General features: G+C 66.3%; 29 protein-coding genes. 11 read left to right on the top strand and 18 right to left on the bottom strand.

Annotation, left to right across the window (positions count from 1 at the left end; translation table 11 throughout):
• The first annotated feature begins 213 nt into the window (after positions 1–213).
• Positions 214–1743, top strand: coding sequence for a DEAD/DEAH box helicase (locus JDO7802_RS01980; RefSeq protein ID WP_055082082.1), 1530 nt, complete (start codon positions 214–216; stop codon positions 1741–1743).
• An 8-nt stretch (positions 1744–1751) separates the two neighbouring features.
• On the opposite strand, the gene JDO7802_RS01975 is transcribed toward JDO7802_RS01980, so the two are convergent.
• Genes JDO7802_RS01975 through JDO7802_RS01965 form a run of 3 tightly spaced genes read right to left on the bottom strand, consistent with a single transcriptional unit; the run spans position 1752 to position 4802 of the window.
• On the bottom strand, positions 1752–2519 hold the full coding sequence (locus JDO7802_RS01975; protein ID WP_055082080.1) for an AAA family ATPase: 768 nt from the start codon (positions 2517–2519) through the stop codon (positions 1752–1754).
• Between the two features lies 1 nt (position 2520).
• A complete protein-coding gene (locus JDO7802_RS01970; RefSeq protein ID WP_055082079.1) occupies positions 2521–3741 on the bottom strand; it encodes a mandelate racemase/muconate lactonizing enzyme family protein in 1221 nt (406 codons plus the stop codon).
• Positions 3738–4802, bottom strand: a complete 1065-nt coding sequence (locus JDO7802_RS01965) for an alcohol dehydrogenase catalytic domain-containing protein (RefSeq protein WP_055082077.1) — start codon at positions 4800–4802, stop codon at positions 3738–3740. Before JDO7802_RS01965 ends, JDO7802_RS01970 begins: the two co-directional genes overlap by 4 nt.
• A 126-nt stretch (positions 4803–4928) precedes the next feature.
• On the opposite strand from JDO7802_RS01965, the gene pobA reads away from it, so the two are divergent.
• The 4 genes from pobA (at position 4929) to JDO7802_RS01945 (ending at position 9436) form a co-directional block, all read left to right on the top strand.
• Positions 4929–6101, top strand: a complete 1173-nt coding sequence (gene pobA, locus JDO7802_RS01960) for a 4-hydroxybenzoate 3-monooxygenase (RefSeq protein ID WP_055082075.1) — start codon at positions 4929–4931, stop codon at positions 6099–6101.
• Positions 6101–6871, top strand: coding sequence for a 3-oxoadipate enol-lactonase (gene pcaD / locus JDO7802_RS01955; RefSeq protein WP_055082074.1), 771 nt, complete (start codon positions 6101–6103; stop codon positions 6869–6871). The genes pobA and pcaD overlap by 1 nt, the downstream gene beginning before the upstream one ends.
• A complete protein-coding gene (locus JDO7802_RS01950) occupies positions 6868–8151 on the top strand; it encodes a lyase family protein (RefSeq protein WP_055082072.1) in 1284 nt (427 codons plus the stop codon). The genes pcaD and JDO7802_RS01950 overlap by 4 nt, the downstream gene beginning before the upstream one ends.
• Before the next feature lie 79 nt (positions 8152–8230).
• Entirely contained in the window at positions 8231–9436 is a 1206-nt protein-coding gene (locus JDO7802_RS01945) for a TCR/Tet family MFS transporter (protein WP_055082070.1), read from the top strand.
• Here the strand turns inward: JDO7802_RS01945 and JDO7802_RS01940 are convergent.
• The 7 genes from JDO7802_RS01940 to fabA all read right to left on the bottom strand — a co-directional run bounded on the left by JDO7802_RS01940 (position 9403) and on the right by fabA (position 15105).
• On the bottom strand, positions 9403–10335 hold the full coding sequence (locus JDO7802_RS01940; protein WP_055082068.1) for a threonine ammonia-lyase: 933 nt from the start codon (positions 10333–10335) through the stop codon (positions 9403–9405). The two genes, JDO7802_RS01945 and JDO7802_RS01940, sit on opposite strands and share 34 nt — an antisense overlap.
• A complete protein-coding gene (locus tag JDO7802_RS01935) occupies positions 10317–11141 on the bottom strand; it encodes an alpha/beta fold hydrolase (protein ID WP_055082066.1) in 825 nt (274 codons plus the stop codon). Before JDO7802_RS01935 ends, JDO7802_RS01940 begins: the two co-directional genes overlap by 19 nt.
• Entirely contained in the window at positions 11142–11831 is a 690-nt protein-coding gene (locus JDO7802_RS01930; RefSeq protein ID WP_055082064.1) for a haloacid dehalogenase type II, read from the bottom strand.
• A 78-nt stretch (positions 11832–11909) separates the two neighbouring features.
• Complete coding sequence (locus tag JDO7802_RS18140; protein WP_055082063.1) at positions 11910–12428, bottom strand: Flp family type IVb pilin; 519 nt, start codon at positions 12426–12428, stop codon at positions 11910–11912.
• Positions 12429–12515: 87 nt separating this feature from the next.
• Positions 12516–13289, bottom strand: coding sequence for an enoyl-ACP reductase FabI (locus JDO7802_RS01920; protein ID WP_055082972.1), 774 nt, complete (start codon positions 13287–13289; stop codon positions 12516–12518).
• An 11-nt stretch (positions 13290–13300) separates the two neighbouring features.
• On the bottom strand, positions 13301–14530 hold the full coding sequence (gene fabB, locus JDO7802_RS01915; protein WP_055082970.1) for a beta-ketoacyl-ACP synthase I: 1230 nt from the start codon (positions 14528–14530) through the stop codon (positions 13301–13303).
• Positions 14531–14595: 65 nt separating this feature from the next.
• A complete protein-coding gene (fabA, locus tag JDO7802_RS01910) occupies positions 14596–15105 on the bottom strand; it encodes a bifunctional 3-hydroxydecanoyl-ACP dehydratase/trans-2-decenoyl-ACP isomerase (protein ID WP_055082061.1) in 510 nt (169 codons plus the stop codon).
• A gap of 136 nt (positions 15106–15241) precedes the next feature.
• Between fabA and irrA the strand changes: the two genes are divergently transcribed.
• The 3 genes from irrA to JDO7802_RS01895 are packed head-to-tail and all read left to right on the top strand — an operon-like array spanning position 15242 to position 17390.
• On the top strand, positions 15242–15667 hold the full coding sequence (irrA, locus tag JDO7802_RS01905) for an iron response transcriptional regulator IrrA (protein ID WP_055082059.1): 426 nt from the start codon (positions 15242–15244) through the stop codon (positions 15665–15667).
• Between the two features lie 58 nt (positions 15668–15725).
• Complete coding sequence (locus JDO7802_RS01900; protein ID WP_055082057.1) at positions 15726–16478, top strand: SDR family NAD(P)-dependent oxidoreductase; 753 nt, start codon at positions 15726–15728, stop codon at positions 16476–16478.
• 27 nt (positions 16479–16505) lie between these two features.
• Complete coding sequence (locus tag JDO7802_RS01895; RefSeq protein ID WP_083480967.1) at positions 16506–17390, top strand: NAD(P)-dependent oxidoreductase; 885 nt, start codon at positions 16506–16508, stop codon at positions 17388–17390.
• A 72-nt stretch (positions 17391–17462) separates the two neighbouring features.
• Here JDO7802_RS01895 and JDO7802_RS01890 read toward each other — a convergent pair whose 3' ends face one another.
• The 7 genes from JDO7802_RS01890 to JDO7802_RS01860 all read right to left on the bottom strand — a co-directional run bounded on the left by JDO7802_RS01890 (position 17463) and on the right by JDO7802_RS01860 (position 23385).
• Entirely contained in the window at positions 17463–19496 is a 2034-nt protein-coding gene (locus tag JDO7802_RS01890) for a molybdopterin-binding protein (RefSeq protein ID WP_055082055.1), read from the bottom strand.
• Complete coding sequence (mobB, locus tag JDO7802_RS01885; RefSeq protein ID WP_306455348.1) at positions 19484–19948, bottom strand: molybdopterin-guanine dinucleotide biosynthesis protein B; 465 nt, start codon at positions 19946–19948, stop codon at positions 19484–19486. The genes JDO7802_RS01890 and mobB overlap by 13 nt, the downstream gene beginning before the upstream one ends.
• Before the next feature lie 5 nt (positions 19949–19953).
• Positions 19954–20553: a molybdenum cofactor guanylyltransferase MobA gene (gene mobA / locus JDO7802_RS01880; protein WP_055082051.1), complete on the bottom strand. Its 600-nt coding sequence runs from the start codon at positions 20551–20553 to the stop codon at positions 19954–19956.
• Between the two features lie 100 nt (positions 20554–20653).
• On the bottom strand, positions 20654–21283 hold the full coding sequence (locus tag JDO7802_RS01875) for a hypothetical protein (protein WP_144430478.1): 630 nt from the start codon (positions 21281–21283) through the stop codon (positions 20654–20656).
• Between the two features lie 67 nt (positions 21284–21350).
• Positions 21351–21974, bottom strand: a complete 624-nt coding sequence (locus JDO7802_RS01870) for a hypothetical protein (RefSeq protein WP_055082047.1) — start codon at positions 21972–21974, stop codon at positions 21351–21353.
• The gene (locus JDO7802_RS01865) at positions 21974–22573 is read right to left on the bottom strand and encodes a hypothetical protein (RefSeq protein ID WP_055082046.1); all 600 of its coding nucleotides are present in this window, start codon (positions 22571–22573) and stop codon (positions 21974–21976) included. The genes JDO7802_RS01870 and JDO7802_RS01865 overlap by 1 nt, the downstream gene beginning before the upstream one ends.
• Positions 22561–23385: a formate dehydrogenase accessory sulfurtransferase FdhD gene (locus JDO7802_RS01860; RefSeq protein ID WP_055082044.1), complete on the bottom strand. Its 825-nt coding sequence runs from the start codon at positions 23383–23385 to the stop codon at positions 22561–22563. Before JDO7802_RS01860 ends, JDO7802_RS01865 begins: the two co-directional genes overlap by 13 nt.
• A gap of 60 nt (positions 23386–23445) precedes the next feature.
• Between JDO7802_RS01860 and JDO7802_RS01855 the strand changes: the two genes are divergently transcribed.
• Positions 23446–24153 carry an AzlC family ABC transporter permease gene (locus tag JDO7802_RS01855; protein WP_055082042.1) on the top strand — a complete coding sequence of 236 codons (708 nt, stop codon included), beginning with the start codon at positions 23446–23448 and terminating at the stop codon, positions 24151–24153.
• Positions 24150–24473, top strand: coding sequence for an AzlD domain-containing protein (locus JDO7802_RS01850; protein WP_055082040.1), 324 nt, complete (start codon positions 24150–24152; stop codon positions 24471–24473). The genes JDO7802_RS01855 and JDO7802_RS01850 overlap by 4 nt, the downstream gene beginning before the upstream one ends.
• Here JDO7802_RS01850 and JDO7802_RS01845 read toward each other — a convergent pair.
• Entirely contained in the window at positions 24470–24934 is a 465-nt protein-coding gene (locus tag JDO7802_RS01845) for an Lrp/AsnC family transcriptional regulator (protein ID WP_055082038.1), read from the bottom strand. The two genes, JDO7802_RS01850 and JDO7802_RS01845, sit on opposite strands and share 4 nt — an antisense overlap.
• Positions 24935–25067: 133 nt before the next feature.
• On the opposite strand from JDO7802_RS01845, the gene ald reads away from it, so the two are divergent.
• Positions 25068–26183, top strand: a complete 1116-nt coding sequence (gene ald, locus JDO7802_RS01840; protein ID WP_055082036.1) for an alanine dehydrogenase — start codon at positions 25068–25070, stop codon at positions 26181–26183.
• Positions 26184–26195: the final 12 nt, after the last annotated feature.

The following is a 26195-nucleotide window of genomic DNA, read 5'->3' as shown; positions in this document are numbered from 1 at the left end:
TCTCCGGATGTAAAAGCGTTCTTTCAGGAACACCGGGCACACCAATTGCGTTCCATGAAAACAAGGCGAAGTTGACCGCATCCACTGCCTTTGTTAGGGCAGCGGCGCGGCCCGACGGGCGCGCACGACGAAGAGACTGGGGCGCAAGGTGAATGCGGCGTCCCGCCACCCCCAGAGCAGCGGGCATCCGGCCCGGCTCCAACCAGGACGCACATGACCAGTTTTTCCGACCTGAACTTGGACCCCAAGGTTCTCAAGGCCATCGAGGCCACCGGTTACACGACCCCCACCCCGATCCAGAAGGGGGCCATCGGGCCCGCCCTCTTGGGGCGCGACGTTCTCGGCATCGCGCAGACCGGGACCGGCAAGACCGCCGCCTTTACCCTTCCGATGATCACCTTGCTGGGCAAGGGCCGCGCACGGGCGCGGATGCCCCGCAGTCTGGTCCTAGCCCCCACCCGCGAATTGGCTGCGCAAGTGGCCGAGAATTTCGACACCTATGCCAAGGGCAGCCGCCTCAAGAAGGCCCTGCTGATCGGCGGCGTATCGTTCAAGGAACAGGACCGCCTGATCGACCGGGGCGTCGATGTTCTGATCGCGACGCCCGGCCGCCTGATCGACCACCACGAGCGGGGCAAGCTGCTGCTGACCGGCGTGGAAATCATGGTCGTCGACGAGGCGGACCGCATGCTCGACATGGGGTTCATCCCGGATATCGAGCGCATCTTCGAGATGACGCCCTTTACCCGTCAAACCCTGTTCTTCAGCGCCACGATGGCCCCGGAGATCGAGCGGATCACTAACAAGTTCCTGTCCAACCCCGAGAAGATCGAGGTCGAGCGTCAGAATTCCACGTCCGAGACCATCACGCAGGTCCTGGTCGAACACACCCCCAAGACGAAGGCGATGGCGGCCAAGGACAAGCGCGATATCCTGCGGGCGATCATCGACCGCGATAAGGCGCTGGCCGACAATCCGCTGCGCAATGCAATCATCTTCTGCAATCGGAAGGTCGACGTCGATATCGTCGCCAAATCCCTCAAGAAAAGCGGCTACAACGCCGAGCCGATCCACGGCGATCTTGAACAATCGCACCGCACGCGCACCCTCGATGGGTTCCGCGACGGGTCGATCACATTCCTCGTCGCCTCCGACGTGGCGGCCCGCGGCCTCGACATTCCGAACGTGAGCCACGTCTTCAACTATGACGTTCCCAGCCACGCCGAAGACTATGTCCACCGCATCGGACGGACCGGGCGCGCGGGCAAGCTGGGCACGGCCTACACCCTCTCGGTCCCGTCGGATCAGAAGTATCTGGATGCGATCGAAAGCCTGACGAAATCCACGCTTCCGCGCGGGGAAAACCCATGGTCCCCGCCCGGAGCCGCCGGTGCCCGCCCCGCCCGCAACGAGGTGGAAGAAGAGGAAGCGACGGCCAAGCGCAGCACGTCGCGCACCCGGTCGCGCAGCAGAAAGCCCGTCGAGGACAAAACGGCAGAGGCCCCTGTGTCGGCACCCGCGCCGGAGGCCCCCAAGGGCGATGCGCCGCGTGCACAGACACCGCGCAACGCACCCCACAAGGACGACCGGCAGGATCGTGACGCAAGCGACGCGCGAACCGGTGGCCGGTCACGCGGCGGCCGGGGGCGGGGCGACGATCGCGGGCCGCGTGTCGTCGGCCTTGGCGATCATGTCCCCGGCTTCATCGAGATGAGCTTCGAGGAGCGGCGCGGCGAAAGCTGACACCGCCGTCAGAACTGCGATTGATCTTCATCCCTCAGGGCTTCGGCAACGAAGCCCTCGGGGTCCACTGTGAAATCCTGATACAGCCTGAAGTGCCGCGTTTCGCGGTAATCAACCGGGTCGATGCCATGCCGCCTGACCTGAAGGACGCGCGCGCCGGGCACGGCCATCAGGATCGGCGAATGGGTCGCCATGATGATCTGCGCAGTCGCATCACGCTGAACCCGGTCCAGCATCCGCAGAAACTCAAGTTGCCGCCGGGGGAACAGCGCGCTTTCGGGCTCGTCTAGAATGAACAGGCCCTGTCGGTTCATTCGCTCCTGAAAAAGCCGCATGAAGCCCTCGCCATGGCTCCAGCTAAGGTAGTCGGCGTCGGAACCGACGCTGTCCATCCAACGGGCGACGGAGAAAAACGTCTCCGCCCGGAAGAACCACCCTGCTGTGACTTTCGGCAGCCATCCTGCCCGCAAGGCCGGTACCAGTGCACGACCGCCACTTTCACGGGCCTCCTGACTGTCGACCGCGCCGAACCCCTTTGCGCCACCGCCTTCTGAATACCCCGCAAGCGCCGCGATCGCTTCGATCAGGGTCGATTTTCCAGTCCCGTTCTCGCCCACGATAACGGTTACGGGGGTATCGAACGTCAACTCGAATGCCGGGCGGAGCCACGGGAGGTCGAATGGATAGGCTGACTGCTTGGCCAGCACATCGTCGAGAACGCTCAGCCGTTGCAGGAAGGGCGCGGGCAGGCGGGTGGGTTTGGAGCGGCGGGCCATGTCAGCCGTCGCTCGCCCCACCGGTAAACGCATTGCCACGGGCATAATCACAAGGCGTGTCCTGCATCTCCAAATGCAGTTCTGTCCCAGTGTAGGGATGCGCGCGGGCCAGATCCTCATCGAAGGTGATGCCCAGACCCGGTGCCTCGGGCGGAATGACATAGCCATCCTCGACCACAGGCCCGTCGCCCAGCGCGTGATGGAACGGCGACTCGATCGCCTCGACCATCAGCAGGTTCGGGATCGTGGTGCCCAGCGCGACGTTCGCCGCGAATTCCACCGGACCACAGTAAAGATGCGGGGCCACCTGCGCGGCGAACCCTTCTGCCAAGGCCGCCAGTTTGCGACCGGCCAGCAGTCCCCCCAACCGCCCCAGCGCCGGTTGCACGATCGCCGCTCCGCCAAGACGCAGAAGCGTGGCGAATTCCGACAGACCGCACAGCCGCTCGCCCCCCGCCACCGGGATCGGGACGGCGCGCACGACTTCCGCCATGGCGTGGGGGGTGTCGGGGGGGACCGGTTCCTCGAACCACAGGGGGTCGAATTCGGCGATGGCACGCCCCAGGCGGATTGCACCGGCCGCGGTGAACTGGCCGTGCGTGCCGAAGAGCAGATCGGCCCGGTCGCCCACGGCCCCCCGGATGGCGCGACACATCTCCACCGACAGGGTTATGTCGCGGCCGGCCGGCTGGTGGCCGCCGAAGATGGTATAAGGCCCCGCGGGATCGAATTTTACCGCCGTCCATCCTTCGGCCACGCGGTCGGAAGCGACCTGCGCCTGCATGTCTGGATCGGTCCAGAAGGTATCGCCCATGCCCGCATCTGGATAGAGATACGTGTAGGCCCGGACTCGTTCGTTCAGCCGCCCCCCCATCAACGCCCAAACCGGCCTGTCGCGCGCCTTGCCCAGGATATCCCAGCAGGCGATTTCCAGCCCCGCGAAGGCCCCCCAGACCGTCGGGTCGGGCCGCCCGGTAAAGCCCGCGCCCCAGACCCGGCGCGCCATCAGCTCGATGTCCTCCGGGTTCTCGCCCTCGACATGGCGGGCGAAGACATCCTCGATCACCGCGCGCATTGCCGTCGGACCCACCGCGCTGGCATAGCATTCGCCGTAGCCCACGATGCCGCAGGCCGTCGTCAGCTTCGGGATGACCCAGTACCGTCCGCCCCAACCGGGTGCCGGTGGTGCGACGAAGAAGATCTCCAGATCGGCAAGCTTCATGTCATCACCACCACGTTGCGCCGCCCCTGCCCCGCGCGGGTCGCGGCGATGGCGTCGTTGATCCGGTCCAGCGGAAAGGTTGCGGACACCAACTCCTCCAGCTTCAACCGACCCTGCGCGTGCAGGTCGATCAGCCACGGGATGTCGCGCGCCAGAACCACATCGCCCATCCGCGTACCCCGCAGACCCTGGCCGTAGTAGCTGGCCGCGACGGGATCGAAATGGCCGACCGTCCCGGCATGGGGCATCCCGACCAGATAGGCCGTGCCATGCGGCGCCAGCCAGTCGAGCGCGCCGTCGATCACCGGGCCCGCGCCGACGGTCACGAAAACATGGTCCGCCAGACGGCCCAGCCCTTCCATCGCCGCCCGCCCATCCGTTTCGGCCAGGACGCGATCGGTCGCGCCGAACGCGCGGGCCGCGTCAAGCTTGTCCTGCGTCAGATCCACCGCCACGATGCGCGCGGCCCCCGAAAGCCGCGCCGCCTGCACCGCGTTCAAACCCACGCCGCCGGTGCCGATGACCACGACCCAGTCACCGGGCCGGACCCGCGCGGTATTCACGACCGATCCAAGACCGGTGACCACCCCACACGACAGGATGCAAGCCGCCTCGGCCGGCAGCGTATCGGGGACGGGGGCAAGCTGGCTGGCGTCGACCACGACCGCCTCGGCAAAGGCACCGCAGTTCATGGCCGCCACGATCGTCCCGTCCGACAGGCCCGGCCCATCGCCGGGGTCGGCACATTGCGTGGGCCGACCACCCGCGCAGGTCGGACAGGCCCCGCAGGCCCGGATCAGGGTGACAAGAACGCGATCGCCCAGCGCATATCCCCGCACCTCCGGTCCCAGGGCCGAGATGCGCCCAACCGCTTCGTGACCGTAGACCGCAGGCAGGCTTCCGCCCCAACCGCCGTCGATGAAGGTGATGTCGGAATGGCAGATGGCGCAGGCCTCGATTTCCACTTCGACCGCGCCGGGGCCCGGGTCGGGCAGGGTCACCGTCTCGATCGAAAGCGGCGTTCCGTGGTCCCGGCACACCGCCGCCTTGATCTGACGCATCGTTCTCTCTCCGTTCGGCCGTCCGGTAAATCAGCGCATACAGAACGCACCTGCGCAACCCATGCCACCGCGACGCTTGCCCCCCGTACGCCGCCCGGTCCATGAACGATGCGAAAGGGAACCGGCATGACGACGACACGCACACAGGTCTGCATCATCGGGGGCGGGCCATCGGGTCTGCTGCTGTCGCAGATTTTGCACCGCGCTGGCGTCGACACGATCGTCCTGGAACGCCGCAACCGGGACTATGTGCTCGGTCGTATCCGCGCCGGCGTGTTGGAGGGCGGCACGATGCAGATGCTACGCGATGCGGGCGTGGGCGCACGGATGGACGCGGAAGGATTCGTGCATTCCGGCACCTACGTCGCCACGCGCAATCGCGGTTTCCGTGTCGATTTCCAGGCGATGACCGGCAAGCAGGTCATCGTCTATGGCCAGACCGAAGTGACCAAGGACCTTTATGACGCGCGCGACGCGATGGGCGGCACGGTGATCCACGATGCGGCGGATGTCGCGATCCACGATGCGGGCGGCACGCCCCACGTCACCTACCGCCGCGACGGAGCGCAGCATCGCGTCGATTGCGATTGGATCGCCGGGTGCGACGGGTTCCACGGTGTCAGTCGCAAGGCCATTCCCGACGATGTGCTGCGCACGACCGAGCAGGTCTATCCCTTCGGCTGGCTGGGCATTTTGAGCCGGACGAAACCCGCCGCTCCCGAACTCATCTACGCCAATCACGACCGCGGCTTCGCGCTGGCCTCGATGCGCAACGATCAGCTGAGCCGGTACTACATCCAAGCCCCGGTCGATGATCCGCTAGACAAGTGGAGCGATGACGCCTTCTGGGACGAATTGCGCCGTCGCCTGCCCGATGATGTCGCGCAAGCGATGGAAACCGGCCCCAGCATCGAAAAGAGCATCGCGCCCCTGCGGTCCTTCGTGGCCGAGCCGATGCGCTGGAATCGCCTGTTCCTGGTCGGGGACGCCGCCCATATCGTGCCGCCAACCGGGGCCAAGGGCCTGAACCTGGCGGTGTCGGACGTGCATTATCTAAGCCAGGCACTGATCGAGCATTACGCAGGCGACGATGAAGGGGTCGCGCGATATTCCGAACGCGCCTTGGCCCGCGTCTGGAAGGCCACGCGCTTCAGCTGGTGGTTCACGACGCTGATGCACCGGTTCCCCGACGATGGCCATTTCGGCCAGCGCATGAAACAGGCCGAGATCGATTATCTGGAAAGCTCCCGCGCGGCGCAGACGGTCATGGCCGAAAACTATGTGGGATTGCCGTTTTGATGGTCGTGACGATGAAAGACGGCTGCCGCCTTCATGTCTCGGACGAAGGCCCCCGCGACGGGCCTGTCGTCGTCTTCGCCAATTCGTTGGGAACGGACATGCGGCTTTGGGATGCGATCCTGCCGCTGCTGCCCACGGGTCTGCGCGTCGTGCGCTACGACAAACGCGGCCACGGGCAGTCCGACGTGCCCGACGGTCCTTATTCCATGGGCACGCTCGTGTCGGACGCCGAAGCGGTGATGGACCATCTGGACGTTGCCGGCGTCACCTTCGTCGGCCTCAGCGTCGGGGGGATGATCGCGCAGGGTCTGGCGGTCAAGCGCCCGGATCTGATCGCGCGGATGGTCTTGTCGAACACCGCCGCCAAGATCGGTACGCCGGCCTTCTGGGACGACCGAATCGCCACCGTGCGGGCGCGGGGAATGGCCGCCATCGCCGACGGCGTGATGGAGCGCTGGTTCGGCCGCGACTTTCGCGCCACGCCTAAGCTGGCGATCTGGCGGGCGCGGTTCTGCGACGTCTCGCCCGAGGGTTATGCCGGATGCTGCGCCGCGATCAGTGGCACCGATTTCTATACCTCGACCAGCGGTCTGCGCCTGCCGACGCTGGCCATCGCCGGACCCGAGGATGCCTCCACCCCTCCCGACCTCGTGCGCGAGACGGCGGATCTGATCCCCGGTTCGAAATTCGCGCTGATCCGGCGCGCGGGTCACATTCCATGCGTCGAAAACCCCGCCGAATACGCGCGCATCCTGACGGAGTTTTTGTGAGCATCACCCCCTTCGACAGCGCGCTGCAGGGTCGCGCCTTCGCCGATGTCGACATCGCCCGCCTGTTTTCGGACAGCGCGGAACTCCGTGCGATGCTCATCATCTGGGGGGCCTTGGCGCGTGCGCAGGCCGCCCATGGACTGATCCCCCACGACAGCGCCGAAGCGATCCATCGTGCGATGCTGGAGATCCAGATCGATCCCGGTGCCCTGGCCGCAGACACGGCGCGCAACGGCGTCTGCATCCCCGCCCTCGTGGTGGCTGTCCGGTCCGAGATGCAGGCCCCCGAACACGCACAATGGCTGCACCATGGGGCGACCAGTCAGGACATCATCGACACCGGGTTGGCGCTGCGGCTGCGCCAGGCGCTTGGCCTGATCTCCGACCGGCTGGAGGCCGCGCTGAACGGTCTTGCCGACCTGGCCGACGCCCACGCCGAAACGCCGATGGCCGCGCGCACTTATGGGCAAGTGGCGACGCCGACGACCTTCGGGGCCACGGTCGCGATATGGGGTCAGGGTCTGCTGGTCCAACTAGCCGACCTCGCCCGCATCCGCGATCTGGTCCAGATCGTGACGCTGCACGGGGCGGGGGGCACCCTTTCGGCGATGGGCGATGCGGGCCCCACGATCCGCGCCGATCTGGCCCGCGGGCTGGGCCTGTCAGATCCCATCGGCAGCCCCCATGCGGACCGCAGCCATATGCGGGCGCTGGCCGGCTGGCTGGGCCAGACGTTGGCCGCACTCGATAAATGCGCCACCGATCTGATGCTGCTGACCCGCGATGGGTCGGTCACATTGGGCGGGGCAGGCGCGTCTTCGACCATGCCGCAGAAGGCGAATCCGGTCGCACCCAGCCAAATCCGCGCGCTGGCGTGGCACGGGCTGGCCCTGACACAAGCGTTGTCTAGCACGCCTTGGGATCACCGCGACGGATCGGAGTGGTTCGCCGAATGGCTGGCCCTGCCGCAGCTGGTGACCGCGACGGCCCGCGCGCTGACACTTCTCAATGGGATGACGATCATCCCCGACGCTGCGCAACTGCGGGCACCGCTGGACGATCCTTCGGGCCTGATCCATGCGGAGGCGATCAGCTTCGCCCTCGATTTGCCGCGCCCCGAAGCGCAGGCGCAGGTCAAATCCTGGATCGCCGAAATTCGTGAAAACGGTGGGTCCTTGATCGAGATGTCGGGCCTGCCGGACGCCGATTTCGCGCCCGAAGCACAATGGGGCGAGGCCCCGGCCCAGGCGCGCCGCTTCGCCGCCGCCGTCAGGGCGTGAGCGGCGCGGCGGCACCCCTCTCCCGACGGCAGTCGCGCCGGGGGCAGACACCCCCCGATGTCGTCGATAGGGTCCGCGGATGACACCGCGCCTTCCCGTCGTCTTCATCCTTGTGACCATCGTGATCGAAGCGATGGGCATCGGTCTGATCCTGCCGGTGATGCCCGCCTTGCTGAAGGAAGTTCAGGGGACAGATCTCAGCCAGGCGGCGCTTTGGGGTGGCCTGCTGGCGTCGACCTATGCGCTGATGCAGTTTCTCTTCTCGCCCACGATCGGCAACCTGTCCGACCGGTTCGGGCGACGTCCCGTGCTGCTGCTGTCGATGGCGGTGATCTTCCTCGATTATATCCTGATGGCCTTTGCCCATACGATCTGGCTGCTGTTGCTGGGCCGGATCATCGCGGGCATCGCGGCGGCCACCATGTCGACGGCCTTTGCCTTCATGGCCGACATATCGCCACCCGAAAAGAAGGCCGCGAATTTCGGCCTGGTATCTGCGGCCTTTGGGGCGGGCTTCGTCCTGGGACCGGCGATGGGTGGACTGCTGGCGGAGTGGGGACCGCGCGCGCCGTTCTGGGCGGCGGCGATCCTGTCGGGGGCGAACCTGACGCTGGGCCTTTTCGTCCTGCCGGAAACGATCAAGCAGCGGCGGCCGTTCAACCTTGCCCGCGCCAACCCGCTGGGTGGCCTGCGCGCGGTGACCGCGCTGCCGGGGCTGGGCGCGCTGCTTCTGGTGTTCTTTTTCTATCAGGTGGCGAATTGGGTCTATCCGGCGATCTGGGCCTATTTCACGCAATCCGCTTTCGGTTGGGGCGAACGCATGGTCGGTGCATCGCTGGCCGTCTACGGCACATCGATGGTCGTGGTGCAGGGCGTTCTGATCCGGTGGATCATTCCGCGCCTGGGCGAACGCGCCACGCTACGCTGGTTCCTGCCCTATAACGCCGTGATCCTGCTGTGCGTCGCTTTCGTGCCCTATGGCTGGCTGATGCTCCTGCTCACACCCTTTTCGGCCTTGGGCGCGGTGGTGGAGCCTGCGATCAAAGGCATCGCCAGCCGCGTCACCGCGGATGACGCGCAGGGCGAATTGCAGGGCGTGCTGGCGTCGATCACCGCCGTGGCCGCCATCGTCTCTCCGTTGTTGATGACGCGCATCTTCAACATCGCGACCGACGGTGACCGGCACTTTCCCGGCGCGCCGTTCCTTGCTGCCTGTGGTTTGATGGTGGTGGCCGGTCTTCTCTACCGGGGTCAGAGATCGCTGAGGGCTTCCCTGAACACCTGAGCGTCGACGTTTCCACCCGACGCCACCACGGCCACGTCCCCGTCATGGTGAAACAATCCCGCCGCCAGCGCAGCCGCCCCGCCCGGCTCCAACACGATGCGCAGATGCTGCCAGGCCAGCGCCATGGCGCGCAACGCCTCCGCGTCGGTGACGACCAGACCGGGCGCGCAAAGGCGGGCCATGATGGGAAACGTGATCTCTCCGGGCGACGGCGTCAGGATCGCATCGCACAGGGAGCCGGTGGCCGCATCGTTGGTCTGACGCGCGCCCGCGCGCAACGACCGCGCGACGTCGTCGAACCCCTCGGGTTCCGCCGGAATGACCGTCGCCCGCACCTCCAGCGCCAGTGCCACACCCGACGTCAGCCCCCCACCGCCGCAACAGACGATCACCTCCGTGACATCTTCGGGCAGGTCGTCGGCAATCTCCAGCCCGCAGGTCCCCTGCCCTGCGATGACGCGCACGTCATCATAGGGCCGCACCAGTGTCAGCCCGCGTTCGGACACCAGACGCTCGCCGATCTCCTCCCGGCTCTCTCCGGCGCGATCATAAAGCACAACCTCTGCGCCATAGCCGCGTGTGTTCGCGACCTTCACGGCAGGCGCGTCGGACGGCATGACGATCGTCGCGCGCTTGCCCAGAAGCTGCGCGGCATGGGCCACGCCCTGCGCGTGGTTGCCCGAGGAGTAGGCGACGACGTCGCCATCGATCTGGCAAAGCGTGTTATAAGCCCCGCGGAACTTGAAACTGCCGGTCCGCTGCAGACACTCTGCCTTGACGTAGATCCGCCGCCCAAACGCCGCGTCCAGCGTCGGCGCATTCAGCAACGGCGTGCGCACCGCGTGTCCGGCGATCCGGCCAGCGGCGGCGCGGATGGCGTCTAGATCAACATCGTCCATTCGTTCAGGGCCTCCAACGCTTCGGCTTCGTCCAGGAACGGCACGTGGCCCCGGTCGGGCACGTTCGCCACGATCATGTCGGGGCGACGGCGCTGCATCTCGGCCAGGGTCACTTGGGTCAGAAGGTCGGAATTCGCCCCCCGGATGCACGCCAGCGGCAAACCTTCCAGCGCATCGAACAGCGGCCAAAGGTCCGGCGCGGGCTGCTCCAGTGCGTCGAGCACGGCATCGCGCAGCTTGGCGTCGTAATTGATGACCAGACCCTCGTCCGTTTCGCGGTAGTGTCTTTCGACCTCGTCGCGCCAACGCTCGGGCCGGACATTGGCAAAGCCGGTCATCAGGGTCGCGCGCATCAGCGCGGCTTCCTCCAGGTTGCGGGCCGTGGGCGGTTGCCCGACGTAGTCCTTGATGACGTCCATCCCCTCGGGCGCGATGTCGGGGCCGATGTCCACCAGACACAAACCGCCCAGACGATCCTTGGCCATCAGCGCCAAGGCCATCGCGATCAGTCCGCCCCGCGACGTGCCGATGATCGGCGCGCGGTCGATGCCCAGGTGGTCGAGCAATTCGATCACGTCCCGCGCCTCGGTCGGGATGGTATAGGTCCGCCAGTCGGGCGATCGCTGCGACTTGCCCCGACCGCGGTAATCGGGCCGGATGACGCGGTGTTCACCCAGCAGATAGGGCAGCACGTAATCGAAATCCGTGGAGTTGCGGGTCAGGCCCGACAGGCACAGCAGCGGCTGCCCCTCCCCCTGATCCTCGTACCACAGGCGCAGGTTGTCCGAGGATTTGTACTCCGGCATCTAAAGGCTCCCGACCAGGTCGGGGATGCCGGTCAGATCGGTCAGCACATGCGCCGGTGTCCACGGCAGATTGTCCATCGGCAGACCACCACGATTGACCCAGACGGTGGTGAACCCATATCCCGTCGCCGCCGCCGCGTCCCAACCGTTCGACGACACGAACAGGACGTTGCCCGCCTCGCAGCCGAAGGCCCGGCCCACCATGTCGTAGACGCGCGCGTCGGGTTTAAAGACCCCGACGCTTTCGACGGAAAGCACATGGTCCAGAAGTCGCCCCACCCCGCCGGACGTCACCGCCCCCTGCAACATCTCGGGGGAGCCGTTGGACAGGATGCCGGTGGCCTTGCCCGCATCCTTGAGCGTCCCCAGCATATCCGGCACTTCCGGATAGACCGACAATTCCCAATAGAGCTTGAGCAGGCGGTCGCGCAGGGCGTCGTCACCCGACAGACCCGACGCCTCCAGGGCGTAGTCGAGGCCGGCCTGCGTCACCTGCCAGAAGTCGCAGTGTTCCTTGGTGATCGCGCGGATCCAGGAATATTGCAGCTGCTTGTCGCGCCAGTCCGCGGCCAAGCGCTGCCATGTGTCGGCAAGTTGCGGAAACGTCCCGTCCTCGGCCGCCAAACGCGCGGCGGAGTTCACGTCGAACAACGTGCCGTAGGCGTCGAAGATGCAGGTGTCGATGGCCATGATCCGTTCCCCCGAAAGTCGATCGGGGCGATCCTGCCACGGGGGTCGGACATCGTCCACAGCCCGCCTTCGAACGTGTCAGATGCCGCGCTGCGCCATGCCGCATTCGATCAGGCCCTGCAGCGTGTCGTCACGGCTCCAGCCACTGCCCGATGCGCTGTCGGCAAGCCGGTCCCGCTCCGCGATGAGGTCGGCATCGCTCAGGCTGGACGCATAACTGGAAAGCCAGTTCTCGACATCGACCGCATCGGCTCCGCCGGCGGCGACACGGGCCGTCTCGCGCGCTTGTAGGCCATCGATGCCAGACGAACACAAATTGTCGGGGCCGAAACTGCGCTGGATGACCTGACCGCGAAGTTGTTCAGCGGTGTCCACCGCAGCGGTTTCCACGCCATCGGAAACGGTGCCGACGACTGCGATGCCGGTCGCAACCAGCACACCCGTCAGGACGAGCCAGTCAACCGAGACGGCTCCCCGTTCTTCCCGTGCAAATCCGGTGATCCGATCGATCATTTGTTTTGCCTGCGTCAGTGTCACCACCGAGATATGGCACCGGATTTCGTCGAAGGTAGGGCCAAGGGCCTGAATCATTTTCATAAAAATGCCGTTTTGTTGCCGGGGGCGAAACGGAAATACGCAAACGCCCTTACCGTTAACCATACTGGCGGCAAACGGCCGATCGGTTCAAATGTTTTCGGGCCGGGGCATTCCCATGACGTGATATCCGCCGTCCACATGGACGATTTCCCCTGTGGTACAGGCACCCGCGGCCGAACACAGGTACAGCGCCGTTCCGCCGACGGCCTCCAAAGTCGCGTTCGCGCGCAGCGGTGCGTTCGTCTCCGCATGGCGAAATGTCTTGCGTGCGCCGCCGATCGCCGCCCCGGCCAGCGTCTTCATCGGGCCGGGCGAGATGGCGTTCACCCGGATCCCCTCGGCCCCCAGGTCGGAGGCCAGATAGCGGACCGTCGCCTCCAGCGCGGCCTTGGCGACACCCATCACGTTGTAGAACGGCATCACCCGCTGCGAGCCATCGAAGGTCAGCGTCAAGATCGTTCCGCCGTCGGCCATCAGCGGGGCCGCGCGGCGCGCGACCTCGATCAGGGAATAGCAGGAAATATCGAGTGAATGCTTGAAGTTGGCGCGGCTGGTATCGACGAACCGTCCCGTCAATTCCGACTTGTCCGAAAACGCGATGGCGTGGACGACGAAGTCCAGCTTGCCACCCTTTTCGAGTTCCGCGAACGCCGCATCCAGGGACGCATCATCGGTCACATCGACATCCAGCAAGGTCGTGGCCCCAATGTTTTCGGCCAACGGGGTCAGACGCTTGCCGAACGCCTCCCCCTGATAGGTAAACGCCAACTCCGCCCCCGCCCCGGCCAGCGCCTTGGCGATGCCCCAGGCGATGGACCGCTCGTTGGCGACCCCCATGATCAGGCCGCGCTTACCGGCCATGTCCAAGGCGGTCACGATTGGTGCTTCGAGATGATGACCGTCCCGTTCGTTCCGCCGAAGCCGAAGGAATTGGACAGGACCGAGTCGATCTCCACATCCGTCTTCAATTCGGTGTTGATCTCCGATGCGGACAGCGCCTCGTCCAAGGTGGTGACGTTGATCGACGGCGCGATGAACCCCTTGTTCATCATCAGCATCGAATAGATCGCCTCCTGCACGCCGGTGGCCCCCAGCGAATGCCCGGTCATCGACTTGGTGGATCCGATGGGCGGGGTGTTCCCTTCGCCCCAGATGTTGCGGCAGGCCACGACTTCCTTGATGTCGCCAACCGGCGTCGAGGTGCCGTGGGCGTTGATGTAGTCGATCTTTCGATCCTCGGGCAGTTGCGACAAGGCCAGGCGCATCGCCCGCTCCCCGCCTTCGCCCGACGGCGCGACCATGTCGGCCCCGTCCGACGTGGCCCCGTACCCCGTCACCTCACCGTAGATCTTGGCCCCCCGCGCGATGGCGCGGTCCCGTTCTTCCAGGACGACCACGCCTGCGCCGCCCGCGATGACGAACCCGTCGCGCGTGGCATCATAGGGGCGCGAAGCCGTTTCGGGCGTGTCATTGTACTTGGACGACATCGCGCCCATCGCGTCGAACAGGCACGACAGCGTCCAGTCGATCTCCTCCCCGCCGCCGGCGAAGACGATGTCCTGCTTGCCGAACTGGATCTGCTCGACCCCATTGCCCATGCAGTGCAGCGACGTGGTGCAGGCCGAGGTGATGGAATAGTTCACGCCCTTGATGCCGAACGGCGTGGCCAGACAGGCGGAGTTCGTGGACGACATGCAACGCGTCACCATGAACGGGCCCATGCGCTTGGGGCTGCCTTTGTTGATCACCGTGTCGAAGGCGGTGAAGAAGTTCGACGTGGACGGCCCGCCCGATCCCATGACAAGACCGGTGCGTTCGTTGGACACCTCGTCCTTCTCCAGCCCGGAGTCCGCGATCGCGCGCTCCATCGCGATGAAGTTGAACGCCGCCCCCGGCCCCATGAACCGCAGGTCGCGTTTGTCGATATGATCTTCCAGGACAATCTGGGGAACGCCATGGACCTGGCTGCGGAACCCATGATCGGCATAGCTGTCCGAGAAGGTGATCCCCGACTTGCCGGCGCGCAGGGACGCTTCGACCTCGTCGGGTGTGTTTCCGATGGGCGAGACGATCCCGATCCCGGTGACGACGACACGACGCAGCATGGCGGCTCCTTCAATTCATTCTGTCGCGCATGACATGCGTGTCCGATGCGCGTTTGTGAAGATCAGCTCTCGGACAGGGCGACCTTCATGTCCTTGACGACATAGATCACCTCGCCGTCCGCCTCGACGATGCCATCGGCGACGCCCATGGTCAGGCGGCGGGTCTGCAGCGCCTTGGTGAAATCGATCTTATAGGTCAACATCTTGCGGTCTGGCCGGACCATGCCGGTCAGCTTCACCTCGCCCACCCCCAGCGCATAGCCGCGGCCCTGCCAGCCGCGCCAGCCGAGGTTGAAGCCGGTCAATTGCCACAGACCGTCCAGGCCAAGGCATCCGGGCATGATCGGATTGCCGGGAAAGTGGCAGTCGAAGAACCAGAGGTCGGGCTTGATGTCGAACTCGGCGACCACGTGGCCCTTGCCGTGCAGCCCGCCGTCGCCCGAGATGTCTGTGATCCGATCCATCATCAGCATCGGCGGTTCCGGCAACTGCGCATTCCCTTCGCCGAACAGCTCCCCCCGGGCGCATTTCAGCAAATCGTCGCGGTCGAAACTCGTCGGATACTGGCTCATGTCGCCCCCTTTTTCTTTCGTGATCCCCTATCACTCCATGTTTCAACGTCGCAACCCTGCGTGCGCTGCCACGGCGTCGAAGCCGTCCGCGCGAATCCGTTTGAAAACCAGTCGCACAAGACCCTATATTACCCCCATGACGACCACAGAAATTTCAAAGGCCCGTGGCGAGGCATGGCTTGCCGGGGCAGACCTGAGGCCCACACGGCAGCGGGTTCTGCTTGCGTCGCTTCTGGTGGGCGACGGGCGCGACCGGCACGTGACGGCGGAATGGCTGCATGATGCGGCCTGTGCGTCGGGCGACAAGGTTTCACTCGCCACCGTATACAATACCCTGCGCGCCTTCACCGATGCGGGCCTGGTGCAGGAGATCACGGTCGACGGCACCGGCAGCTATTTCGACACCAAGCTCGACGATCATCCCCATTTCTATTGGGAGGACGAGGGCCGGCTGTCGGATGCGGGCAGCGAGGCCCTGCAGATCGTCAATCTGCCCGACGCGCCCGACGGCATGGATATCGCCAAGGTTGATATCGTCATTCGCCTGCGCGCCAAACGCTGATCCGACCGCCCTTGCGACGACCCGCGCCGCTTGACACAACCGCTGTCGGGAGGACGCCATGACCGAATTCGCAATCTATCCCAGCCTGCGCGACAAGACCGTGGTGATGACCGGCGGCGCGTCGGGCATCGGCGCGGAAATCGTCGCGGCCTTCGCCGCGCAGGGCGCACAGGTGGGGTTTCTGGACATCGACGCCACCGGTGCGGCGGCCGTGTCAAACGCGCACGACGGCGTCACGCACGAGGTCTGCGATCTGCGCGACGTCGAAGCGATGCAGGCCGCCCTCGCTGCCCTTCGCGATCGGATCGGGCCGGCGGACGTGCTGATCAACAATGCCGCACGCGATGACCGCCACGATTGGAAGGATGTGACGCCCGCCTATTGGGACGAACGGATGAACACCAACCTGCGGCACATGTTCTTCGCCATTCAAGCCGTCGCCCCCGACATGATCGCGGCGGGCGGTGGGTCGATCGTGAACATGGGGTCCAATTCCTGGTGGGAAACGGTCGGAAATTTCCCTGCATATGCAACGGCCAAGGCGGCGGTTCATGGGCTGACGCGGACGATGGCGCGGGATTTGGGGATGCACCGGATCCGGGTGAATACCGTCGTTCCCGGTTGGATCATGACGGACCGGCAAAAAGACCTCTGGGCCACGCCCGAAGCGTTGGAGGCGCACCGGCTGGCGCAATGCCTGCCCGATTTGATCGATCCGGTCTATGTTGCCCGGATGGTCCTGTTCCTGGCCTCCGACGATGCGAAAATGTGCAGCGCGAACAATTACATGGTGGAAGCCGGATCGATCTGATCCGCCCACCGCACAAGGGAGAGTGATTTGGAAAAGATCGGTTTCGTGGGCGTCGGCTTGATGGGGCATGGCATGGCGGCCAGCCTGATGCAGGCGGGTTATCCAATGTGCGTGATCGCACACAAAAATCGCGGCCCGGTCGAGGATCTAGTGTCGAAAGGGGCGACCGAAGCGGACGATCTGGACGCCTTGGCCAAAGCATCGGATGTCGTCCACATCTGCGCCCCCGGATCGCCGCAGGTCGAAGGCATCGTCGCCACCCTGATCGCAAACATGGCGCCCGGCGGCGTGATCGTCGATTGCTCCACCTCCAACCCCGTGTCGACCGAAATGCTGGCCGCCCGGGTCGAGGCGGCGGGCCTGCACTGGGTCGATGCGCCGCTGGGCGGCACGCCCGCGCAGGCCGCCACCGGAGAGCTGGCGGCAATGGTCGGCGCGCGCGAGGACGTCTTCGCACGGGCCGCGCCGGTGATCGGTGCCTGGGCCAAGACGATCGTCCGCGTCGGCGGGCCGGGCGCGGGGCACAAGATGAAGCTTCTCAATAACTTCCTGGCGATGGGCTACGGCGCGCTTTATGCCGAAGCGCTGGCGCTGGCCGAAAAGTCGGGCGTGGGCACGGCGATGTTCGACAGCGTGATCCGCGGCAGCCGGATGGACTGCGGCTTCTATCAAACGTTCATGGGCTACGCCGTCGAGGGCAACCGCGAGGCGCATAAGTTCACCTTGACCAACGCGCTCAAGGACATGGCCTATCTGTCGGCGATGGCGGACGGATCGGGTGTGATGAACCCCGTGCAATCGGCGGTCAAGAACAGCTATGCGATGGCGGTGAACACCGGCGGCGACGGGTCGGAGGATTACGTGCCGCATCTGGTGGATTTCGTCGCCAAGGCCAACGGGATCGACCGCTAGATCGGCAGGAGTCCGATGTTCGCAAACGCACAGCGGACCGACGGGTGATCCACGTCGGATATAGAGCGGATATTAACCTTTGAGGCCGAGGCTTGTGAACGGGAGGTAGCGGACCGGCGCGCCCGGTTCGATTTGGGCAGCACCCTCGTCCAGCATCACGAACCCCTCGGCCCAGGACAGCCCCGAGACGAGGCCCGACCCTTCGGAGCGAAAGACCTCTGCCTGGCCGCCGCGCAGACGGGCGCGCAGGACTTCCGTTCGACCCGCCTTCTTGCGTTTGGAAAAGGCAGCCGGGACGACCAATGTGTCGGGCACACGCCACCCCGCCCCCGCCATCTGAAGCAGGGCTGGACGCGCAAAGAGGGTGGCGCAGGTGAATGCCGCGACCGGATTGCCCGGCAGACCGAACAGCGGCACGCCGTTCCAGTGGCCCAGCACAAGCGGCCGACCGGGCTTGATCGCGATGCGCCAGTGGTGGACGCCGCCCCTGTCGCGCAGCAGGCGGGACAGATGATCCTCGTCCCCCGTACTGGCCCCGCCCGACGTCAGAGTGGCATGGGTCTCGGCGGCGTCGAGCATGGCCGTCAGTGTCGCCGCATCGTCGGGCGCGTGCCCCAGATCGACGGCGTCCATTCCCCAATCGTCCAACATTGCCAGAAGCATCGGACGGTTCACGTCCGGGATGCCATGCGCACTGCCGGGGGCGGTGATTTCGTCGCCGGTGGACAGCACGCCGACGCGCAGCCGTTTGCGCACCGGCAGTGTGCCGTGGCCCGCGGCGATCGCGACGGCGATGTCGGTGGGGCGCAGGATGGTGCCCTGGGGCAAGACGGCGGTGCCCGTGCGGACGTCTTCGCCCATGGCGCGGGTGTTCGCGCCGGCCTTGGGGACGGCCTTCAACGTCAGGGCCGTGCCGTCCTGCGTGGCATCCTCCTGCAAGGCGACGGTATCGGCGCCGTCGGGAACCTCGGCCCCCGTCAGAATGCGCAGGGCGTGACCGGGCGGAACGCGGCCATCGAACCGGACCCCGGCGGCGGCGCGACCCGGCAGCACCGGGATCGGACCGGGGCGCAGCGTGGCGTGGGCAAAGGCCCATCCATCGACGGCGGCGTTGGCGGCGGGCGGGTTGGAGCGGGTGGCGACAAGATCGGCGGCAAGGATGCGATTGGCAGCCTCGGCGATGGGCAGAGTCTCGGTGTGCGTGGTCGCCGGGCACGATGTCCGCAGCGTTTCAAGCGCGGTCTCCACCGGCGTCCAGTCGGTACCGGCGGGCAGTGCAAAACAGGAGGACGGGGGCAGGACGCCCAGAATCCACCCCTCTTCGACCGCGATCCTGTCGGCGTCGGCTTCGACGGACGGTGCGGTGAACCAATCGCGCGATGCGGTGCGCAGGGCCTGCGCCGTTGCGATGACCTGCCCCGCGTCCTTGATCGGATGGGGGGCGGGTTCAAACAGGCTGGGGTAGATTTCCACCAGAAGGTTGCCGGTGTCGGGAAGGGCAAAGCCGGTTTCCTGTGGCCAGACCCGCAAATCCGGATGACGGGCCCGCAGCGCAGGAAGGGCGGCGCAGCCCATCAACGCCTGCGACCCGACCGACCCGGTGGTGAACAGCTTGAGCGCCGATTGCGCGGATGGCGCATAGCCTTCGACGGTGCGGTGGTCGGGGATGCCGTGATCGGTGCGGGCCGTTCCCTTGTCGGGCAGATCGGGGTGATCGTGGCTGGCGGGGCGCCCCCACAGCGGCCCGACGCCGGGAAAGGCACGGTTGATCCGCTCCGCCACGTGAAAACGGTTGTTGGTGTTGGCCGCGTCGTCGGTGATATGCGTGGCAAGCCAGTCCCAGACGGCCATGGCGCTTGGCCGACCGGTCAGCGTTTCGGCGAAGCCCCTGGGCCAGCCCATCGCGAAGTCGAACCCCAGAAGCGTGCGGTGCCCGCGCCCCAGCCAATCGTCGATGAAGGCCAGCGCGTCGGCGCGGGTGCGGAAGTATTCGACGGTTTGGTCGCCGTGCAGATCGGCGCAGACCCACAGCGCGTCCGGTTTCGGTGTCGCGGGGCCACGCGCGCTGCTGGCCGACCAATCGGCGACGAGGATCAGGTCGAACATATGAAATCCGCGATGGCCGCGATGTCGTTGAGGTCGAGGACCGGCTGCGCCACCTGCGGATCGCCGGTGGCGGCGACGGCCCGGAAGGTGGGATCGGTGCGCGCGAGGGGCGGCTTGCCGGTCTCGGGGCGCCAGACTTCGATCCGGGGATGGGACCCGTGTTTCCAGCCTTCGGCCAGCACCACGTCGCAGGGGGCCAGGCGCGACAGCAGGTGGTCGAATGTCGGGGCCGCGACCTCCTCCATCACAGTCAGGCGGCGGTCGGTGGCAAGGATCACCTGATGCGCGCCGGCGGTACGGTGGCGGTGCGTGTCGGTGCCGGGGGTGTCCAGATCGACTGCGTGGTGCGTGCGTTTGAGGGTGCTGACGGTCAGGCCGCGCGCCGATAATTCGGATATCAGGGCGGTCGTCAGGGTCGTCTTGCCGGCATTCTTGTGGCCGGTGATGCCCATCAGGATCACGCCATCGCCTCGGCCCGGACCAGATCTTCGGGGGTGTTCACGTTGAAGAACGGGTCCCAGGGCGTCGTCGCAAAGACCGCAAGGCCGGGGTCGTGACGGTCGGTCCAGTGCAATATCTTGCGGGTGCCGGTGGCGAGGGCCGCGCGCAGATCGTCGCGCAGGGCCGTGGGCCACAGGCCGAAGGTGGGCTGCGGCCAGGTCTTCGCGCCCTCCTGCGTGGCGGCCAGGGCCAGGCCGGACGGTCCGGCGGCTGCCAGAAGGCGGGGCACCAGATCGGGCGGCAGGAACGGGGTGTCGGCCGCGGCGGTGACGATGTGCGGACAGCCAAGGCCAGCGGCCCAGTCCAGACCGGCGAGGACTCCGGCCAAAGGGCCGGGATGGTCTGGCGCGGTGTCGGGCAGAACCGGCAGGCGCAGATCGGACCAACGGGTCGCGTCGCCGTTGGCGTTGAGCGCCAGGCGGTCGACCTGCGGGGCGAGTGTGGCGATGACGCGGGCGATGAGAGACCGGTTGCCCAGAAGCAGGCGTCCCTTGTCGCCGCCGCCCATCCGCGTCGCCCGCCCACCGGCGAGGATCAGGCCGTGGGGCTGAATCATCGGGGCGGGCCGCTGCGGGCGTCGAGGGAAGGGTTCAAGCGGTGGCTGGACATGGCCGCAGTGTCCGTCCCCGGACCTGCCCCCGCAAGGGAAAACGGAGTTATTGCGGCGTGGATTCGACCGAAAGCCGCCGGGTTTCGGTGACGACGACGCGCAGGAAGGCCCCATTGCGGTCCAGCAGGGCGTGGACGTGGAGCGGACCGTTGTGCAGATCGTTGCGCAACACGCGGGTGGACGGCACGATTTGCGGCAGGCCCGTGCGTGCGCGCGATCCGGTCAGGGCCGCGACGAAACCGACGGTCGGATCGTCGCGAAACCGCGTCAGTCGGATGCCGCCGTCGGCATCGAAGTCCTTGGCGCGCATCCAGGACGCGATGGCGGGCCACGTGCCGAGCGAGGCGAAGATGCCACTGATGCAGGTCTCGTGGTCCTGCAAGCTACGCTTGCGCCACAGATCGTAGGAGAGCGGATCGGCCCAGCCATCGCCCGTCGCGTCGAGCGCGCATCCGTCCAGCGTTTCGGTCGCGGCCACGGAGATCGTGTCGGGAAACGGCGGAATGGCGAAGCCGCAGTCGGGATCGGTCGCGCAAATCGCCGCCGGAAGCGTGGCAGACGCCGAATGGAACATCGCGCCGGTCGTGGGGCCAAGGGGTGCAAGGTCATCGGCATAGGCGGACGGACCCGCCGCGAGGGTGAGCAGAACAGCAGCGGCAGCAGAGCGGAGCGACATCATCGTTGAAACCCAGATAGGAACTCGTGAATGACGGATTAACGCTTGGTTTCCGCCAGGGTTCCCGTCAACAGCGCGCCAATCCGTACCGGTTGCCGAATGTAAAGGCATTGTATTTCACGGCCAGCGGCAAGCCATCGTCGTCGAAGGTGATGCGCAGCAGGGAATGGACGGGCGCCGGCATGTCTTCGGACCAGCTGGCGGTGCGGTCGAACACGTCGATGGCCAGCGGCACCGGCAGTCGGCTGCGCCAGACATGGACGACGGAGGGCCCCCAACGGGCCGGTTGCTTGGTGTTCCAGACCGCAGGACAATCGGGGTCGGCCTTCCGCGCGATGACGGCCTGCACCCATTCCTGCACGGTCGCCCGATCGCCCAATGCCACGAAGATCGGCAGCAGGCAGACCTCGTGATCGCGCGCGGCCCGCGTGCCCGGCCAATCATACGCCGCCAGATCGACCTTGACGTTCCCCACGGCACCGGAGCGCAGGCAGCCTTGCAACCGGTCCAGCGTTTTGTCGGGCGGCGCGGGATGCGTGCGGGCAATGGCATCGGTCACGCGCATCGCGCCATAGCTGGTGGTCACGACCGGAGTTCGCGCGGCCTCCACCTCGGCCAAGCTGCGGGTCAGATCGGCGTAGGAGGGGGCCGGTGCCATGGAGAACGAGACGAGGCAAAGCGCGCGGATCATCACCTGACCGGATGGAGCGTCACCACGCCCACCTTGCCGTCGGGATCAAGGGAGACGGTCATCTTGACCGGCCCATGATGCTCGTCGCGCGCGCGGTTGCGCAGGGTGCCGCGGATCTGGGGGAGACCCGTCTGCGCACGGGTGCCAATCAAATGTCCCGACACGTGATAGCGCCGATCAGAACCTATCGGAACGAGTCTCACGCCGCCGTCCGCTGTGAAGCCTGTCGCGCGCATCCATGCAGCGACGCTGCGCCAGTCGCCCAGCATCCCGGCCACGGTGGACAGGCAGATGTCCTGCTCGGCCAGTTTTCGCGGTTTCCAGAACGGATAGGCGGTGGGATTGAATGTGCCGTCGGTAACGGCGAGCCCGCACCCCTCCAAGCTCCTGGACCAGGCGATCCGGGTTGCGGGATCGAGCGGATCGACCGACACGCCACATCCCTCGACCGGCAGGCAATCGTCCGGAAAACCGGGATCGGCCCGAGGTTCGGCGGGCGAGCCTTGCAGAACGACGGCCGCCGTCATCGACACGAAGACGGCGTATCCCGCCAGCAGGATGCCCACGGCGCAGATCGCCTGCAGGATCAACCGTCCCATACGACCCGCTCCTCTCCGCTCAGGCAGACGAAGCGGTTGCCTTTCATCCGGCCGATTACCGTCAGGCCGACCTGGCGCGCGATCTCCACACCCCACGCGGTAAAGCCGGACCGCGAGACGAGGCAGGGGATGCCCATCAGGGCGCATTTGATGACCATCTCGGACGTCAGGCGGCCGGTGGTATAAAGGGTCTTGTCACCGGCATCGGTGCCGGTGGCGCGCATCCAGCCGGCCAGTTTGTCGACGGCATTGTGGCGGCCCACATCCTCGAAATAGGCAATCGGGTCGGGGCCTGCGCACAGGCAGGTGCCGTGGATCGCGCCCGCCTGAAGATAAAGCGACGGGGTGCGGTTGATGGCGTTCGACAGGGCGTGCAGGTCTGAGACGCGCAGCGGCGTGGCCGGCAGGGTCAAACCGTCGAGCCCCTCCATCATGTCGCCGAACACGGTGCCGACCGCGCAGCCGGAGGTGCGCGTGGCGCGGGCCAGCTTGGCCTCGTGATCGGTTTCCACCGCCGTGCGCACCACGACGGTTTGCAGTTCGTCGTCGTAGTCGATGGCCGTCACCTCGTCCGCAGCCGACACCATTCCCTGATTGGCAAGGAACCCCAACGCCAGCCAGCGCGGGTGATCGCCGATGGTCATGGCGGTCACGATTTCGCGGGAATTGAGGTAGATCGTCAGCGGACGTTCCTCCACCACGTGCAGATCGACGGCCTGCCCCGACTGGTCGACGCCGGTGACGGGCCGGGTGAGACGCGGGTCGGTCGGATCGGGAACGACCCGCAGGGTGGGCGGCGTGAGCGTGGACACTTGAGACCGGGCGTTGCGAGGGCTAGGCCCATCGTGTCGCCCCCAATCCCCGGATGCAAGATGAGACCCCCTTCCGACAGAACGCCGTTTCGGCGCGGCGTGGCCGAGGGCCTGCCGTTCATCGTGATCATGGTGCCGTTCGGCGCGCTGTTCGGCGTGCTGGGGGTCGAGGCGGGTTTGCCGCTGGATCAGGTGATGGCGTTTTCGGTGCTGGTGATTGCGGGCGCGTCGCAGTTCACGGCCGTGCAACTGATGGTCGACGGGGTGCCCGCGGCGATCGTGGTGCTTTCGGCGCTGGCGGTGAATCTGCGGATGGTGATGTATTCGGCCAGCATGGCACCGCATCTGGGGGCCGCCCCGCTGTGGCAGCGCGGGTTGATCGCCTATCTGCTGGTGGATCAGACCTATGCGCTGGCGCAGACGGCCTTCGACACGCAGCCGCGTTGGAGCGTGTCCGACAAGGTCGCGTATTTCGCCGGCGTCGCCCTGCCGGTGTTCCCCGCTTGGGTCGGGGCGACCTGGGCCGGCGCGGTCCTGGGGGCGCAAGTGCCCGATGCCTGGCAGCTGGATTTCGCGATGCCGCTGGCGTTCGTGGCACTTGTCGGGCCGATGCTGAAAAGCCGGGCGCATGTCGCGGCGGCATTCGTGTCGGTGGTGGCCGCGCTATCGCTGTGGTGGGTGCCGTGGAACCTGGGGCTGATCGCGGCGGCGGTTCTGGGCATGGTCGTCGGGGCCGAGGTGGACCGACGGGCGGAGGCGGCGGCATGAGCGATACCAACGTCTGGCTGATCATCGCGGCCCTTGGCGTGCTGACCTATATGACGCGTTTCGTCTTCCTGGGTTTGATCGGCGATCGGGAAATGCCGCCGTGGCTGTTGCGACATTTGCGGTTCACGGGCGTTGCCGTTTTGCCGGGGCTGGTCGCGCCGCTGATCCTGTGGCCCGCCGCGACAGGGGGGGAGCCGGACGCCGCGCGCCTGATTGCGGCGGGCGTGACGCTGGCGGTGGGCATGTGGCGCAAGGATGTCATTCAGGCGGTGATCGCCGGGGGCGCGACCTTCGCCGTGCTTAACGGTCTAATGGGTTAGACCGGCAAGGCGGTCGTTGCGAAAACGGTCTTGAGCGCGAAGGACGATTGCAGCTTGGCCACGCCGGGCAGGCGGGCAAGGTGGCGGCGGTGGATTTGCGCGAAATCTTCGGAATCGCGCGCCACGACCTTGAGCAGGTAATCGTAGGATCCGGTCATCAGGTGACATTCCAGCACGTCCGGTATGCGGGCGACCGCCGCTTCGAACGCGTCGAGGACGTCATCGGCCTGCGTGGCGAGGCTGATTTCCACGAAGACGGTCGTGGGCCGGGCCACGGCGCGGGCGTTGAGCAGCGCGACCGTCCGTTCGATCACGCCCGCCGCCTCCAGCCGTTGCAGACGACGGTGGCAGGCAGAGGGTGAGAGGTTGAGCCGGTCCGACAATTGCGTCGCGGTGAGTCGCGCATCCCGCTGTACGAGGCGCAGAAGGCGGGCGTCCGTGTCGTCGATCTGTACCTGCATGCGATATTTTCCCTTTATTCCGCTTTATGGCGCGGTAATCTCGCGGACTTACCTGATCACGCGCCGGTCATCGAGATGAATTCTCGGATCGGCGCTCCTATTCTGGCGCAAAGCTTGTTCAGGGAGAAACGACATGCTCATCGGCTGCCCCAAGGAAATCAAACCGCAGGAATTTCGCGTCGGCATGACGCCGATGGCCGCGCTGGAGGCGATCGCCCACGGCCATTCCGTCATCGTGGAGACCAGCGCCGGCGAAGGGTCCGGTTTCGCCGATGCGCAATACGAAGCGGTCGGGGCCACCATCATCGACACCGCCGAGGAGGTCTTCGCCAAGGCCGACATGATCGTGAAGGTGAAGGAGCCGCAGGCAGGCGAGCGCAAGATGCTGCGCGAGGGGCAGATCCTGTTCACCTATCTGCACCTGGCCCCCGACCCCGACCAGACGCAGGACCTGCTGGCGTCGGGCGCGACCTGCATCGCCTATGAGACGGTCACCGATCGCATGGGCGGCCTGCCCCTGCTGGCCCCGATGTCGGAGGTGGCCGGTCGGCTTGCCCCGCAGGTCGGGGCCTGGACCCTGCAAAAGGCCAATGGCGGCCGGGGCACCCTGATGGGCGGCGTGCCCGGTGTCGGGCCGGCCGATATCGTCGTGATCGGCGGCGGTGTCGTCGGCACCCATGCCGCGCGCATCGCCGCCGGCATGGGGGCCAGCGTCACGGTGCTGGACCGGTCGCTGACGCGGCTGCGGTATCTGGATGATGCCTTCGGGTCGGTTTTCAAGACGCGCTATGCCAGTGCAGGCAATACCGCCGAGCTGGTGATGCAGGCGGATATGGTGATCGGCGCCGTGCTGATCCCCGGCGCGGCTGCGCCCAAGCTGGTCAAGCGGGCGGATCTTGCGCACATGAAGCCGGGGGCCGCCATCGTGGACGTCGCCATCGACCAGGGCGGATGTTTCGAGACGTCGAAGGCGACCACGCACCAGGACCCGATCTATGAGGTCGACGGCATCATGCATTACTGCGTGGCGAACATGCCGGGGGCCGTGGCGCGCACGTCCACGCTGGCGCTGGGCAACGCGACGCTGCCGTTCTTGCTGGATCTGGCCAACAAGGGCTGGAAAAAGGCCTGTGCGGACGACGTCAATCTGAAGAACGGATTGAACGTCCATGCAGGTCAGCTGACCTATGCCGCCGTGGGCGAGGCCTTGGGGATGAAGTCGGTCAACCCCGACACGCTGCTGACCTGAGGGTCGTGCGAC

Source organism: Jannaschia donghaensis (assembly GCF_001403795.1).
In the GTDB taxonomy this organism is placed as follows: domain Bacteria; phylum Pseudomonadota; class Alphaproteobacteria; order Rhodobacterales; family Rhodobacteraceae; genus Jannaschia; species Jannaschia donghaensis.
Note: the sequence above shows the minus strand (reverse complement) of the source record. Positions and strands in the feature narration are given on the sequence as shown.